Here is a 14,506-nt window from a genome sequence, read left to right as displayed (position 1 = left end):
CTACGTCCCGTTCCCTGTGGCGCTCGCCTTTGCCGGCGCCGCCTTCCCGAACGTGTACATCGCGCCGAGGCCGACGATCGTCGCGCTCGCCGCGTAGTTCCCGCCGTTGATGATGTTCGGTTGCGGCGGGGGGTTCGCCACGAGCGGGCTCACCTGCGGGATCTTCGCTTCGCGTGGATCGACGTCCTGCGAGAACAGGATGGCGTGCGCCACCACGAGGTCGAGCCGAACGGGCCCGATGTGGAGGCCCGCGCCGATCGACGGCGTCAGCTTGTTCGAATCGATCGTCAGCACCGAGACGTACTCGTTCGGCACCGCGCTCGTCTCGAAGCGCAGCCCTGCCCGCACGTCGAGCTGCGTTTTTCCGAGGGGGATCGTGTATTCGCCGCCGACCTGCGCCGAGAACGCGCCCCGAAAATTGCGCGGCAGGTTCACGGGCGGCAAGAGGTACGTCTCGGGAAAACCCACCACGTTCTTCAGCGCGACCCCGTTCGGATCCACGCGAATGCTGTCGTGAACGCCCCAGTCCTCGTAGGCGAGCGCGAGCTCGGCCCGGAGTTTGTCGTTCGGCCGCGCCTCCACGCCGAACCGCACGTTCCACGGCAGCTCGAAGGCCACGTCCGCGTCCTCGCCTTCCTGCCGCGCCGTCGCGAACGGCGCGGCCGACGGCAGCCGCGTCCGGATCGTCCCGCTCGACCGCACCCAGAACGGCAGATGCCCGGACAAACCCACACGCACCTTCGGGTGCGGGATGTAAATCAGGCCCGCGTTCGCCGACGGCGCCACGATCGGCCCGACGGCGAGCTCGGCGAGCACGTCCCACGCCGGCTGCTCCGGCGCGCAGAAAAACCTGTCCGGCACGCAGCCCGAGAACACCACCGTGCTCCGGAACGTCCCCGCGAGCAGCTCGAACCCTGCGCCGATCCGCAGCTTCGGCGTCGGCGCGTATGCCGCGTACACGCCGCCCACCGCGAGGATCGATCCTTCGAGCGAGAGGAGCGAATACCGCTGCGGCGCGGGCTGTCCGTTCGACGTCTCGGGGTACGTCGCGATGCCCACGTACGGCGCCCAGACCCCGACGCCCACGACCCATTGATCGTGCGGGACGAACGAAAATCCGAGCGTCGGGATCGGCAGAAACGGCGCGCTCCCCTGCACCGGATCGAACGTCTGCACGCCCTCGTTCACGGTCGCGCCCGTGTTCGGATCCGTCTGCCGGACGACGGTGCGTCGCGTGTATTCGCTCGAAAAATGAACGTAACTCGCGTCGAAGAGCACGCTCATTCCGGCGTCGTAGAGCCCCGCCGGGTTGTAGACGACGGAGCCGAGATCGTCGGCGCCCGCGACGAACGCCCCGCCACGACCGAGCGGGCGCACGCCGCGCTCCGACAGATAGAGGCCCGCCGCTCCGGCGGATTCGGTGAAAAGCCCGAGAGAAACGGCGGCCAGCGCGCCCATGGCGAGGGCGCGCTTCCGCGGGGAGGTTTGTCCGTTCATTCGCGGGGCCGCTTCTGCACGATGGTGTAGATCTGCTCGAGACCGCGGGTCGGGCTCGTCAGGAAATCACGCGCGGAGCCGAAGATCGTCTCGTAATCGTTTGGCGCGAGTGGCCCCGGGTTCGCCGCCGCGTCGATGCGGCTCACCTCGGCCACCGTGTCCATGATGATCTCCAGCGGCGAGAGCCTCGCCACGCCGTTCACCGGCTCCATCGGCGTCACGAGGTTCGGCAGGATGTAATCCATCACGTGGTACTTGTCGTACGTGTCCGAATTGAGCGCCTTCAGGAGTTGCAACGCCGCCGGCAATGCGCCCTTGTTCCCCGTCTCGTCCTCGGGCCGCGCGCCCGGGGCCGCCGCGTTGAGGAGCGGCGCGATCTCGGTATCGGCGAGCAGCGCTTGCAAGGTGTCCGCGAGCGACGACAACGTCGCTTCGAGCGCCTGCCCATCACTCGAGGCCGACAGGAGATGATCGAGCAGCCGCTCGAGCTCACGCCGCGCCGTCTCGTCCTGCCGAATCTTTTCGAGGAGGTCCACGAGCGCGGCCACCATCGGGCTATCGAGCCCATCGGCCAGCGATTTGCCGAGCTCGTCCTTCGCCCAGGTGCACGGCGTCCCATTCTCGCGATCCGGGCAGTGCGCGTTCACCTGCTCGCGGAACGCGCGCAGCGTCGTCGACAGCGCCCGCGGAATGCCCGGGTTCGCGAACTTCGCCGCCTCGCCTTCGCCCTCCACGGCGAGGAACTGATCCACGAGCTGCGAGCGCGCCCGCTTCCATTGCCCCTTGCGCCGATCCGCATCGGCCTTGCACGTATCGTACGCCGCCTGGCAATCGGAGAGCTCCTGCCCCGTCTTCCCGGAACAGCCGCACGCGTTGTCGAATCGCAGATCCATGGCGTGGAGGCCATCGGCGAACAACGTGAACACCGTGTGCTGGGCCTGCGGCGTCCCATCGACCCACGTCGTGCCCTTGTTCCCCTTCCGATCCGTCATTCCCGCGGCCTCGGCGTACGTCGGGTCGAACAGGATCTTCGCGGTCTTCTCGAGCACGTCGGCGCCCGTGAGCACCTGGCCCGCGTTCGGCCCGCGCGCGACCGTGACCTTCGAGACGTCGCGCATCGCCTTCGAGAACTCGTGCAGCGCCGGCACGATGTCGGTCACGAACGCGTCGGCGAGGATCGGCTCGTACGTGTTCACGCCCGCGCCCGAGCAATAGAGCGGGTTTGTCTGGGGATCGCCGCTCGAATTGCACTCCTCGCCGTGATCGGACCCCGGCCAGTGGCGCTTCAGGATCTCGATGAGATCGAGCAGCATGACCTCACCGTCGCTGTTGGACGAGACGTCCGCGAACGTGGTCACGAGCGGCCGCAGGTAATCGTAGAAGCCAAACCGTTCGAGGACGAACAGCGTGTTCTCCCCGCGCAGCCGAAGGAGGTCCGACGACGTCTGACACTTGCGCGTCTCGAGCTGCGTCTGCGGACAAACCACGGTGGGGACGGGCTCGATCAGGTTGGAGACGAAATCATTCGTCTTCTTGTTTTTGGCATTGCCGCCGAGGATGTAGAGGTCGAGGTCCGGCAGCACGCTGAACTGATCCGACGTCGCGCCGAAGAAGACGAGCCGGTTCAGCGCGCTCGGCTCCGGCTTGAGCGTGAGGCCCGTGATCCCCGAGGACTGCTCGAAGAGCGCGCCCTTGTCCGTGAAGACGCCGAGGAAGTTCAGGATGCCCTCGAGCGTGCCCGATTTGATCTTGAACTCGGCCCGCTTCGGGTGATCGGCCGGCAGGACCGAGTCGAGGTAAAACACCGCGAGATTCTCGAACGAGAGCAGCTCGCATTCATCGTAGCTGCCGATGAGCGGCCACGTCACCGTGAGGCTGCCGAGCGCCGCCTTCACCTTCGCGCCCTGCTTGTTACACGCCTTCACGTTGTTCGCGTGGTGAATGATGTCGAGCGTCCGCTCCCAGCACGAGCGGTTTTCCCCCGCGAGCGACTTCGTCCGATCCACGGGCGTCGACGGATCGAGCGTGTTGTTCGTCGTGACGTTCCACGCCGGACCATTGAGATCGTCGTCGTAATACGTCATTTCGTCGCGGTTCGTCATGAGCCGCATGAGCGACTCGCCCATGTGCGAGACGCCTCCGGTCGGCGTCACGAACGCCGGATCGCCAAACGATCCGATGAGCTTCGCCGTGAGCCCCGGCCGCTGCGTGATCCGCCCCATCACCTGGGCAATCTCGTCCCAGATCGGCGCCTCGTACGGTATCTGCGCGAATTTCTCTTTGCCCTGCGCCGCGAGTGCGTCGTGGTCGAGCGCGATCTTCCGGATCTTCAGCGCCGCGCCGAGCAGCCGCGCGAGTTCCTGCTCGTGGTTCTCCACGAGATCGATGAGCCCGAGCACGAGCGCGTCCGACTCCGGATCCGCGAGGATCTGCCCGAGCGCATGCGCGAGATCCGGCAGCGGCGAGGTATCGGCCTTGAAGCGCCGATACGGGACACAGCTTGCACACTCGGTCCCCGCGGGTTTGACCTCCTCGGTCTCGAGATCGTAGACCGCGTCCTCGCGATCGCCGAGCAGCATCGTCGCCCCCGCGACCGCGTACATCAGGGTCTCGTGCTCGCTCTGCCACGCGTCCTCGCCCTCGCTCGGCGCGTACTCGGTCGCGTCCACGAGCGGCGCGAGGTCCTGCGCGACCGCGCCGATGAGCGTGCGCGACGTGTCGACGTATTCGTACACCTGCGGCTCGGGCCGGCCAAACGCGTCCGTGCCCGGCGTCCCTTGCGGGCTGAACGGCGCGAGCGCGGAGACGGGCACGTTGATGTTCGTCACGAACTGCCCGAACTCGTCCGTGTCCGCGAGCCCATCGCCGTCCGTATCCGCGAACGGCGCGGGCACCGTGCCCGCTTGCCCCGGCACATTGCCGAACGGCACCACGAACCCGCGCCGATCACGCCGCGCGATCCACGTCGGCGCCGCGTCTTGATCCTTCGCGTACCGCACGTCTTGATCGAGCAGGATCCGCGAGAGCATCTCGAGCGTCTCCATCGGCCGGCTCGGCTGCGCCGTCGCCGCGTCCACCGTGAGTGGCGCGAGCGGCGCGAGCGTCGGCTTCGCGGTCGCGAGATCACGCTCCACGACGCGCAGGATCTGCGTGAGCTCGGGCGCCATCACGCCCTCGGGCGCGAGCACGTCGAGCGCGCTCCCGAGCAGCGGGCGCAGGCGCGGATACGAGAGCAGCGGCCGCACCGCGCCGAGGGACGCGCCCGTCGGCCTGTAACCTTGCCGCCCCCATATCTTCGAGAAAGCCTGCCGCGCGGGTTCGCTGCTCATGAACGAGGCGAAGACCTCACCGAGCGCGCGCGTCGACGCGGGCACCGTCGGCGTTCCTTGGGGCTCAAATGGATTCGACTCGTAGAGGCGCGAGAGGTTCTGGCTGAACGAGAGGAGCGCGTCGTGCAGCCGCACCTTGTCGCCCTCGGCCTCGGTCGTGACGTCGTCGATCTCGACGTCGGGGAAGATCGCGTTGAAGGCCTGCACGAGGTCGCTGCGTCGCTTCGCCATGGCCTCGACCTTGGCGATGCCGAGCGCGCGCGCCTTCTCCTGCTCGGCCCCCCTCGCGGGCGGCAGGAAACTCGTATCGACTTTGTCCGCGTAGATGCCCTGGTTCGAGTAGTGGCAGATCGCGTGGTACGAGCCGCCCGTGAGATCCTCGGTCAGCGAGCTCGCGCCGATACGATCGCAGAGCACACCGTACAGATCGTCGCCGAGCGTGGCCTTGGGCGGCGCAATCCGGGTGGTATCGATGCCTTCGTGGCACGACGCGGCCGCAGCGACCGTCGCGGCGAGGCCGAAAGAACGAAGAACGCGACGCAAGACAGGCGATCGAGTCAGACGAGCGCGCATGGCGACCCTCCCACGCAAGTGATTCTACATGAGCTCTGGCTCACCAGGAACGGCGTCGTTCGACAATTGTCACGGGCGGGACGACCAAAGGTTGCTACATCTCGCCGCGCATGACGTTCATCCCCGCGGAACCCGACGTCCCGGCCGCGCAAACCGCATCGGGGCCGCTGGTCATACGTTACGAAGACATTAACCAGAACGGAAAACTGCTGCTCGATGCGATGCCCGTGGTGCTCGGACCATCGGTATGGCGAGCGGTGTGGCAGCACCGCGCGACGGCTGCACTCGCAGCGGAAGGGATCCTACCGATCCTGAGCCGCTTCGTGATCGAGGGTGGCGAGGGCCCGCTGTCGGTGATGTCGGCGATCAAAGGGGAGGGAAAGTTCCAGCTTGCCCATACCGTGGGGGAGAATGGAGCGGTCGAGCGGCTGGTCCTCAACATGTGGTGCAACGTGTACGGCGAAGCGGGGCGCACGCACGGGCCTCCGCCGGCGAACGCGGGCGAGCGCCTGCTCGCGGGTCGCGTCTTCGCGGAGCACGTGATCACGCGCCCGTTCGGCCCGCCCGAGGCGCGCAAGGTCACGCGCATCTCGGTGCCGGGTTTGCCCGAGGTGCCGCCCGATCGTTACACGTGGCGACCGCCCGAGGCCTCGATCGAGCTGCCGCCGGGCGCGCGCTGGCTCGACGACACATTCACGCTCGACGCGACGCCGGTGATCTTCGGGCTCGACCATACGGACTCGAACCAGCACGTCAATTCGCTGGTCTATCCGCGCCTGTTCGTGGAAGCCGCGCTGCGCCGGTTATGGGACCTCGGCCGGAAAAACCCGCTCCTCGCGCGCGCCGCGGAGATCGCCTACCGCAAGCCGAGCTTCGCGGGCGAACGTGTGCGCGTCGCGCTTCGCGCGTTCGCACGGGACGACGCGGCCGGGGTGGCGGCGATCCTGGTGTCGGACGAGGAGGCAGAGGGGCCGATCGGGAAGGCGCGGCCGCGGGTGTTTGCGAGGATTTGGTTTGCGGAGGCGTGAGCGACGCTCACTTCTTCCTGAACAGAAGCGACAGCCCGAACACCGCCCCCAGCGTCAGAATGATCGTCGCTCCGCTGGCCACGTCCGCGTGGTACGAAAGCATCAATCCAATCGACGACCCGATGACCCCGATGGCAATCGCGAGCAGCGCCACCCGCCCGATGCTCCGGCCCACCATTTTCGCCGTCGCCGCCGGGATCACCACGAACGAGCTCACCAGCGCGATCCCCACCGTTTTCACGGCCACCACGATCACCACCGCCGTCAGCGCGAGCAGCATGTAATCGAGCGCGGCCACCTTCACACCCGACAGCGCCGCGAGCTCCGGATCGAATGTCGCATAGGCGAGCTTCGTCCACGTGAATGCCATCAAAAGCGACGTCACCACGCCGACCACGCCCACCGTGATCAGATCGTCCGGGGATATCGCCAGAATGCTCCCGAAGAGCACCGTCTCCACGTTCACCTGTGGCCCGTCCGTGGATCGGAGCCCCAAGAGCAGCACGCCGAGCGCGAACGAAACCGCCGAAAACACGCCCGTCGCCACATCCCCGCGCAGGTTCCCGCGCCGCAATACGTAGCCGATTCCGAGCGCGATCAGCACCGTGAACGGCAGCGCCACCCACGTCATTCGCTCCAGCGACACGCCGAGCAAAAGACCGAGCGCGATGCCGCCGAACGCCGCGTGCGCCAGGCCGTCGCCGATGAACGACAACCCCCGCTGCACCACGAAGACGCCGATCATCGCGCAGAGACCACCCACCACCGCGCCGGCGATCATCGCCCGCTGCATGAAGGCCACCTGCAAGGGCTCGAGCAACGCGTTCACGACGTTCACTCCTCGTCCGGCAATTGATGGTGATGCGAATGCGCCGCGTGATCGCCGCCCGCCACGGCCGAGATCGCCGAGAGCGACGCCTGGCCGAGCAGCTCGCTCGGCAATCCCCACGCCGAGACCCTCCCTGCGTCGAGGTACACCACCCGCTCGGCGCACCGCGCCACCGCCGCCAGGTTGTGCGTCACGAGGATCGCCGCGAGCTCGTCGCTCGCCGAGATCTCCGCCAGCAAATCGAGAAACTCCGCCCGGCCCTTCACGTCGACGCCCGCCGTCGGCTCGTCCAGGATCACGAGCGACGGCTTGTTCACGAGCGCGCGCGCCAAAAACACCCGCTGCGTCTCGCCGCCCGAGAGCCGCGCGATCTCCTTTTCGAGCAGCTTCTCCCCGCCCACGTGCCGCAGGATCTCGATCGCGCGGGCGCGCTCCTCCTCGCGGATGCGCAAGGGCCAGCTCCCACGCATGCTCGCCACGATGAGATCGATCGAGCGGGCCGGGAACGTCATGTCGCTCGTCTTGCGCTGGGGCACGTAGCCCACTTCCCGCAGCGCTTTTTGTGCGGGTTTGCCCATGATCCGGATCGAGCCGCTCGTCGGCGGCATCAGGCCGAGCACCGTCTTCAGGAACGTGCTCTTGCCCGCGCCGTTCGGGCCGCAGAGGCACACGAACTCGCCCTTCGGCACCCAGAACGAGATCCCGTCGAGTAGCCTCCGCCCGGGCACGTCGACGATGAGATTCTCCACCTCCAGGACCCGCGGCAACGACGGATCGGGGAGCGTGAAATGGCCTTGCGGCATCCCATCCGCTTCGGCGTGTACGGCGCTCATTTCAGGGCCTTGTCGAGGACGTCGGCGTTCTTGAGGAGCAGCTTCTCGTAGGTCTCGGCGCCGGCGCTGCCGCCGACCGGATCGAGCTCGAAGAGCGGCAGCTTCGCCTGATCGGCGATCACCTGCGCGGGCCTGCGATCGAGCTGCGGCTCGGAGAAGAGCGCCGCGGCCTTGCTCTTCTCGACCGCGGCGAGGACGTCCTTCACGTACCGCGCCGTCGGCTCCTTGCCGGGGAACGGCTCGATCACGGCCGCGATCGAGAGGCCGTAACGCTCGGCGAAATACCCCATCGAGCCGTGGAACGTGACGATCGTCTTCTTCGTCCAGCCCTTCGAACGCGCCTCGAGCTCGGCGTGCAGCTTGTCGAGCTCCGCCTCGATCGCCTTGCCACGCGCCTTGTAGCCTTCGGCGCCCTTCGGATCGAGTTTCGAAAACGCCTCCACGAGCTCGGGCACGACCGACTTCATGCGCACCGGATCCAGCCAGAAATGCGGGTCCTCGGCGCCGTGCGCGTGGTTGTGGCCGTGGTGGTCGTGCTCGCCCTTCGCCGCGCCCTTGGGCTCGGGCTTCGGCGCGTGATCGCCGTCGTCGTGCTCGCGACCGTCGGCGTGCTTGTCGTGCTCGTGCTCGTGCTTCGCCTTGTCGTCGGCATGATCGTCGTGCTCCTCGCCCTCCTCCGCGGCCTCGGCGCCGACCTCCTCGGCCGTCATGCGCCGCGGGTTCGCCTTCGGGCCGAGCTGCACGATCGGCACGTCCGTGCCCGCCGCGCCGCGCACGATCTTCTCGAGCCAGCCATCCATCCCGAGGCCGACCGACACGCCGAGCTTGCTCTTCGCGACCTGCGCCATCTCCTTCGGCGTCGGGTCGTAGCTGTGCTCGGAGCGGCCCGGCGGAAGCACGAGCACGACGTCGAGGCCGTCGCCCGCGACGCGACGCGCGATGTCCCAGAGCGGGAAGATCGAGACCGCGACGCGGGGTTTGTCCGAGGAGGCGGCGGGCCCGTCCTTGCTGCGGCTACTGCAGGCCGCGGCGACGAGCACGACGAGGACGAGGACGATGGAGCGCAGAACCGTGGCGAGTCTCGGCGTCATGAACAAGGCTTCCCCCCGGGCGAGGGCCGGGGCGGCAGGATCGAAGCGAGGGGGGATTCGTGTCAAGCAGGCTCGGATGCTGCTCCGGCGATGCCTCGACGAGGCCTCGTAGTACGATGCGCCTCTCGATGTCGTCCACGTCCCTCACCGTCTCCAAAGCGAACCAGACGTCGATCACCCCACGCGCCGCATTCCCCCGCGCCCGCGTGTGCGTCGACTGTCGCACGCTCCTCGGCCCCAAGGAGGCTTGTGACGGCGGGCCCAAGCACCGCGTCGTTTCGATCGAAACCCCCACGGGACGCAACGCGCTGCGCACGGAGGTGTGGGGCCCGCCCTCCGTACGCAGGCGCGCCAAGCAGCTCGCGAAGGCCGGCGGCACGAGCCTCGGTGCAGGCTCGATCTTCGAGGGGTGTACCGGCTGTAGCGACTGCGGCACGGCCGCGCTCGAAGGCGAGTTCGTCGTCATCGTCGCCGTGATCGCGCTCATCGCGGCGGCCGGCGTCGCGCTCTACTGGATCATCGCCAAGATCGTCGAGGCCATCCGCGCCTACCAGAACCGGCCTCGGCCGAACGGCGGGATCACGAAGCCCCCGTCGCTCGGGCGCAGGGCGGGGCCGAGTGGGGTCGTGATGGGACAAACCGGCATGCTCGCGCCGGCGACGGGCACGTCGTGCGTCGCCTGGTCCCTCGATCTGCGCAACAAGCGGTTCCTCGGGACCGACCTCATGCTGCACGACGCCGAGACCTCGGGCTTCGAGGTGAAGCTCGACGACGGCACCACCCTGCGCGTCCCCGGCGGCCGCATTCGCATCGAGGGCCCGCGAGAGCGGGTCGATCGATCGGACGCCTCCCCCGTCGATGAGTTCGTCCAGACAATCTCGCACGAGGACGACCCCGAGGACGCCGGGCTCGACCCCTTCCCATTCGATACGGTCGACGAGATCGTGGTTCGTCCGGGCGATCGGGTGCGTGTCTTCGGCGAGCTCGAACGCGAGGCGGACCCGGCGGCGCCCGGCGGTTATCGCGCGTCGAACGTGCTCCTCGTGCCGAAGGGCGTGCCCGCCCTCCGCGTGGAGCGGCAAGAGGACCGGAAATAGGAGGCCCGAGATGCCCCAGAAGGTCGAGCTCGCAGCCTGTCAGGTCCACGTCACGCCCGACGATTACGCGTCCGCCGAGACATTCGAGGCGATGCTCGGTCGCATCGGCGACAAACTCGCGAAAGCCCGCGCGCGCCTCGCGAACGGCGCCTACGAGCACCCTTGCCTCGCCGTCTTCCCCGAGATGATCGGCGGCTTCTTGCCGCTCGCCGGCCGGCTCGACGCCGTCCGCGACGCGCGCACCATCGACGAGGCGCTCACGAAGGTCGCGATCCGCTCGCCGTTTCGCATGGCGTCCGCGATGCTCCGCGGCAAGACGACCCGCACGAGCGTGGGCTTCCTCCTCGCGGTCGCTCCGGAGGTACGGCGTATCTATCGCGAGGCCTTCTCCCGCTTCGCGCGCCGCTACGAGGTTTGGACCGTGGCCGGCAGCGCGCTCTTGCCTCGCAATGCCCACGGAAACCTCTCCGATTCCTTTTCGCCGGCCGAGGGACGCGTCTACAACACCTCCTACACCTTTCATCCCTCGGGCCGACACATCGGCGTCTCGCGCAAGGTGAACCTCGTCCCCACCGTCGAGGACACGCTCGGCCTCTCGCCGGGTCGACGCGGCGAGCTCATGCCGTTCTCCACGCCGTTCGGCCAGGTCGGCACGCTCATCTGTTACGACGGCTTCGCCGTCCCGCACACCGCGCGCGAGCCCGACTTCTGCCCGCTCCTCTCCCATTACGACGATCACGGCTGCAGCGTCGTCGCCCAGCCCGCCGCGAATTTCTGGCCTTGGGAGACGCCGTGGACCTTTGGCGGAATGGACGGACGTTCGAGCCGCAAACAACAATGGCTCGACGAGGGACTCTTCTCGCAAATGGAAAGCACCCCGCTCCGTGCCGTGCGCTACGGCGTGACCGCGCAGCTCCTCGGCCGGGTCTTCGACAGCCACTTCGACGGCCGCTCGCAGATCCTCGCGAAGGACGGCTCCTCCGTGCGCATCCTCGCCGAGGCGGCGCGCGGCGACGCGTCTCCCGAGGCCGAGGAAGTGCTCCTCCGCGTGGTCGAGGTGTAGACATTCCAGCGTCGGGGTCTTACCTTCGGGCGCCGGCGACGAGCCTCCGAGGACCTACCGCGACATGAATCAACCGAACCCGTGGATCCTGCTCATGGGAGGCTTCGCGCTCTTCAACGTCGCCGGCATGGCGTACGGGATCAAGGCGCCGGAGTGGGCGCGGATCGCCGCGGCGCTCGCCTGCGGGCTGCTCGGCGTCGTCTGCATCGTGCTCGCGTTCAAGCGGCAATTCGGCAAGAAGCCGGTCCCGCCGCCGAAGGTCGAAAAGCGCGCCACGCGCGCGCAGAAGCCCGCGTCCCCGCGCCCCACGCGGGCGAGCGACGCGGGTGACGTCTCGTAGAGAAGGCCGCTCGGTGTCGCGCGCGGCCGGCTCGATCTTCCGCAACGAAGCGCGCAGGGCCCTGCTCGCGGACCTCGCTGCGGGCCGCGTCGTCTCCGACCTCGCTTTCGACCGGCTCTACCCTGAGCGCATTCGCAAACTCTCGAATCGATACTGGACCCCGGTCCACGTGGCCCGCCACGCCGCGGGCCTGTTCGCGAAACACGGCGCGCGCCGCGTCCTCGACATCGGCGCCGGCATGGGGAAGTTCTGCGTGGTTGGTGCAATCACGACGGAGCTCGAGTTCTCGGGCGTCGAGCAACGGGAAACCCTCGTCGCCGCCGGCCGGGAGGTCCTCAAGGCGTACGCCATTCCGCGCGTCACCTTGATCCACGGCATGCTCGACGACGTCGATTTCGACGCGTACGACGGGTTTTACCTGTTCAACCCCTTCGAAGAGAGCACGTTTTCGCCCTCGCAATGGGTCGACCGAACGGTCCCGCTCTCCGAGGAGCGCGCCACGGAGGATGTCGCCCGGGTCGAGGCCGCGTTCGCGCGGGCCCGGCGCGGCACGTGTATCGTGACCTTTCACGGATTCGGCGGAGCGATCCCCAAGGGATTCGTGTACCTGCCCGAGGAGACGCGCGGCGTTCCGTTCCTGCGGCTCTGGGTGAAGGATTGAGCCTGCGACGAGGGTGGCGCGGGCTCGCTTTCCGCTGGTAAGCTCGCGTCGTGCAAGGCGATCTCGATTTCGGCACGCGCTCCCGGGTGCTCGGCGCGATCTGCGCCTTCGCGCTCGCGCTCTTTTTGCTCGCGCTCGCGTTCGGCATCGTCTCGGCGCCGTTCCACATGCATCCCGTCCTCGCCGCGCTGCTCAAGGGGTTCATCGTGCTCCTCTTCGGCTCGATCGGCGCATTCCTCGTGTCCATCGCCACGCAGACCCTCACGGGCACGCGCGCAAAGACCCGGGACGTGCCCGACGAGGCGCTCGCCCATTGCCTCACGTGTGGCGAGCGCACCCCGAACGACGCCGTTTGCCCCGTCTGCGGCGAACCGCCTTGCGACCGGTCCCACGCGTTCAGCGTCAACAAGGAAGGCTGGGCAGGCTCGGCTTTCGGGATCGCGCTCTTCGGAGCCCTCCTGTGCCTCGGGCTCTTTGTCCTCATCGGGCCTTATCACGACGGCGAGCGCCGCGTCTGGGTGCTGCTCGCTTGTGGCGCGCTCGGATTGCTCCTGCTCGCCGTGGGCGGCGCGGGCGTCGTCGGCGCGATCCTCGTGCTCTGGGGCGCACTCGGGGGCGAGTCGACCCTCCAGTACACGGTCACCAGCACGGAGTGGCGTGCGAGCGGATCGGGCGCAGCCTCGTGGGGCAAGCTCATTTGGCTCTCGGGCCATGCGCGCGTGGTCTCGCCGCTCTCGCCCTCTCCGAGGAGCGAGGGCGGGTATCGGGTATCGCCGGGCGACATCGAATTTGCGGAAATGGTCGCGACCCTCGACGCCGCGGGCATCGTGCATCTCGCGGACGTGACGACCTATGACTTTCTCCTCGGCGACAAACCCGCGAACGGGGCCCGCCCGCGCGCCCGACGAAACGTCCCGCTCCCGTTCACCCGCACGAAAAACCGATCCCTCCGCATCCGGCTCGCGCCAGTCTTTCGCACGGTAACGCCGGAAGGCGAGTACGACGATGGCCTCTCGGACGTGTACGTCAAGGATGAGCTCCTCGCCTCCGAGCCTCGGAACACCGTGAGCCATTTCTTCGCGCAATACCTGCTCGAGGAGGCGGACGTCCGAAAACTCCGCCACAGGCTCGACGAAGACCCGGTGCACCGCGCCCAGGCCATCACCCACGCCCACGCCTTGCGCGAAAGCGGGATTGTCGTCGCGCAAGAGCTCGTCGATGCCGTGCTCGGCGCCCTGGGCGACGCGAACGCGAACCCGAAGGCTTAACGGAACCCGTCCTTCGCCGCCCGCACCTTCCCGAGCGTCTCGGCCCCGTTCGCCCCGCCAAACTTCGCCCGCAGGCTCGGCTCGTCCACGCGCAAGAACGGATTCGTCCGGTGCTCCTCCGCCATCGTGGAGGGAACCGTGGGCTCGCCGCGGCTGCGTTTGTCCTGGGCCACTTCGAGCGCGCGCTTCACGTCCTCGTTCTCGGGCTCCGCGAACGCGGCGAACCGCAGGTTGCTCACGGTATACTCGTGCCCGCAATAAAGCTTCGTCTCGTCCGGAAGGCGGCCCAGCTTCTGGCACAAAGAGGCATACATCATCGCGGGTGTGCCCTCGAAGAGCCGCCCGCAGCCCGCGACGAACATCGTGTCCCCGGTGAACACCGCGTCGTTCACGACGTACGCCACCGCGCCGAGCGTGTGTCCGGGCACGTGAAGCGGCCGGAACGTCAGACCCGCCACCTCGAACGGCGTCCCCTCCTCCACCCCAACCGTCTGCGCCGGAATCCGCCCCTGTGCCAAATCGCTCGCGTGTCCATACACGGGCACATCTCCAAAACGGCCACGCAGCGCCTCGTTCGCGCCCACGTGGTCCCAGTGGTGGTGCGTGTTCAGGATGGCCACGAGCTCGAGCCCCTCGCGTGCGAGGGCCGCGAGCACGGGCTCCGCCTCCGAGGGGTCCACGACCACCGCCTCGCGCCGCCCCTCGTCGGCCACGAGATACGCATAGTTATCGCTCAAACAGGGAACCGTCACGACGCGCATGCGGGACACCCTACTGCGCCCGCCGTCGCTCCTCAATAGATGCCACCTGTGCCATCCGCCCGCCGCCCCTCCTGGCAGCAGCGCCTCCGATGGCACACTCCGGCACCCCGGCACAGTCCCTTTTCGTGAGGAAATT

General features: G+C 68.0%; 12 protein-coding genes. 6 read left to right on the top strand and 6 right to left on the bottom strand.

The genetic code is table 11. The features are described from left to right. Nucleotides 1–1,497, bottom strand: coding sequence for an OmpP1/FadL family transporter (locus KEG38_RS20110; protein WP_272421342.1), 1,497 nt, complete (start codon nucleotides 1,495–1,497; stop codon nucleotides 1–3). Further along, complete coding sequence (locus KEG38_RS20105) at nucleotides 1,494–5,369, bottom strand: hypothetical protein (protein ID WP_272421341.1); 3,876 nt, start codon at nucleotides 5,367–5,369, stop codon at nucleotides 1,494–1,496. Before KEG38_RS20105 ends, KEG38_RS20110 begins: the two co-directional genes overlap by 4 nt. Nucleotides 5,370–5,509: 140 nt before the next feature. On the opposite strand from KEG38_RS20105, the gene KEG38_RS20100 reads away from it, so the two are divergent. Then, a complete protein-coding gene (locus KEG38_RS20100) occupies nucleotides 5,510–6,427 on the top strand; it encodes a hotdog family protein (RefSeq protein ID WP_272421340.1) in 918 nt (305 codons plus the stop codon). A 7-nt stretch (nucleotides 6,428–6,434) separates the two neighbouring features. Here the strand turns inward: KEG38_RS20100 and KEG38_RS20095 are convergent, their stop codons facing one another. The 3 genes from KEG38_RS20095 to KEG38_RS20085 are packed head-to-tail and all read right to left on the bottom strand — an operon-like array spanning nucleotide 6,435 to nucleotide 9,180. Continuing rightward, nucleotides 6,435–7,256, bottom strand: a complete 822-nt coding sequence (locus KEG38_RS20095) for a metal ABC transporter permease (protein WP_272421339.1) — start codon at nucleotides 7,254–7,256, stop codon at nucleotides 6,435–6,437. A 5-nt stretch (nucleotides 7,257–7,261) separates the two neighbouring features. After that, a complete protein-coding gene (locus KEG38_RS20090; protein WP_272421338.1) occupies nucleotides 7,262–8,089 on the bottom strand; it encodes a metal ABC transporter ATP-binding protein in 828 nt (275 codons plus the stop codon). Further along, on the bottom strand, nucleotides 8,086–9,180 hold the full coding sequence (locus tag KEG38_RS20085; RefSeq protein ID WP_272421337.1) for a metal ABC transporter substrate-binding protein: 1,095 nt from the start codon (nucleotides 9,178–9,180) through the stop codon (nucleotides 8,086–8,088). Before KEG38_RS20085 ends, KEG38_RS20090 begins: the two co-directional genes overlap by 4 nt. Before the next feature lie 128 nt (nucleotides 9,181–9,308). On the opposite strand from KEG38_RS20085, the gene KEG38_RS20080 reads away from it, so the two are divergent. The 5 genes from KEG38_RS20080 to KEG38_RS20060 all read left to right on the top strand — a co-directional run bounded on the left by KEG38_RS20080 (nucleotide 9,309) and on the right by KEG38_RS20060 (nucleotide 13,609). Then, the gene (locus KEG38_RS20080) at nucleotides 9,309–10,277 is read left to right on the top strand and encodes a hypothetical protein (RefSeq protein WP_272421336.1); all 969 of its coding nucleotides are present in this window, start codon (nucleotides 9,309–9,311) and stop codon (nucleotides 10,275–10,277) included. 10 nt (nucleotides 10,278–10,287) lie between these two features. Further along, nucleotides 10,288–11,340 carry a carbon-nitrogen hydrolase family protein gene (locus tag KEG38_RS20075; RefSeq protein ID WP_272421335.1) on the top strand — a complete coding sequence of 351 codons (1,053 nt, stop codon included), beginning with the start codon at nucleotides 10,288–10,290 and terminating at the stop codon, nucleotides 11,338–11,340. Between the two features lie 64 nt (nucleotides 11,341–11,404). Next, on the top strand, nucleotides 11,405–11,680 hold the full coding sequence (locus KEG38_RS20070; RefSeq protein WP_272421334.1) for a hypothetical protein: 276 nt from the start codon (nucleotides 11,405–11,407) through the stop codon (nucleotides 11,678–11,680). A 13-nt stretch (nucleotides 11,681–11,693) separates the two neighbouring features. Next, nucleotides 11,694–12,341, top strand: a complete 648-nt coding sequence (locus tag KEG38_RS20065) for a class I SAM-dependent methyltransferase (protein WP_272421333.1) — start codon at nucleotides 11,694–11,696, stop codon at nucleotides 12,339–12,341. A 50-nt stretch (nucleotides 12,342–12,391) separates the two neighbouring features. Beyond that, complete coding sequence (locus KEG38_RS20060) at nucleotides 12,392–13,609, top strand: hypothetical protein (RefSeq protein ID WP_272421331.1); 1,218 nt, start codon at nucleotides 12,392–12,394, stop codon at nucleotides 13,607–13,609. Here the strand turns inward: KEG38_RS20060 and gloB are convergent. Further along, entirely contained in the window at nucleotides 13,606–14,370 is a 765-nt protein-coding gene (gene gloB / locus KEG38_RS20055; RefSeq protein WP_272421330.1) for a hydroxyacylglutathione hydrolase, read from the bottom strand. The genes KEG38_RS20060 and gloB overlap by 4 nt on opposite strands. Nucleotides 14,371–14,506: the final 136 nt, after the last annotated feature.

The sequence above is a fragment of the Polyangium jinanense genome (assembly GCF_028435265.1).
Classification (GTDB): Bacteria; Myxococcota_A; Polyangia; order Polyangiales; family Polyangiaceae; genus Polyangium; species Polyangium jinanense.
The sequence above is the reverse complement of the archived record's forward strand: the minus strand, read 5'-3'. Positions and strand labels throughout refer to the sequence as shown.

Coding starts and splice junctions, on each gene's coding strand:
- KEG38_RS20110 (WP_272421342.1), bottom strand. CDS start 1,497: ATGAACGGACAAACCTCCCCGCGGAAGCGCGCCCTCGCCATGGGCGCG.
- KEG38_RS20100 (WP_272421340.1), top strand. CDS start 5,510: ATGACGTTCATCCCCGCGGAACCCGACGTCCCGGCCGCGCAAACCGCA.
- KEG38_RS20090 (WP_272421338.1), bottom strand. CDS start 8,089: ATGAGCGCCGTACACGCCGAAGCGGATGGGATGCCGCAAGGCCATTTC.
- KEG38_RS20085 (WP_272421337.1), bottom strand. CDS start 9,180: ATGACGCCGAGACTCGCCACGGTTCTGCGCTCCATCGTCCTCGTCCTC.
- KEG38_RS20080 (WP_272421336.1), top strand. CDS start 9,309: ATGTCGTCCACGTCCCTCACCGTCTCCAAAGCGAACCAGACGTCGATC.
- KEG38_RS20075 (WP_272421335.1), top strand. CDS start 10,288: ATGCCCCAGAAGGTCGAGCTCGCAGCCTGTCAGGTCCACGTCACGCCC.
- KEG38_RS20070 (WP_272421334.1), top strand. CDS start 11,405: ATGAATCAACCGAACCCGTGGATCCTGCTCATGGGAGGCTTCGCGCTC.
- gloB (WP_272421330.1), bottom strand. CDS start 14,370: ATGCGCGTCGTGACGGTTCCCTGTTTGAGCGATAACTATGCGTATCTC.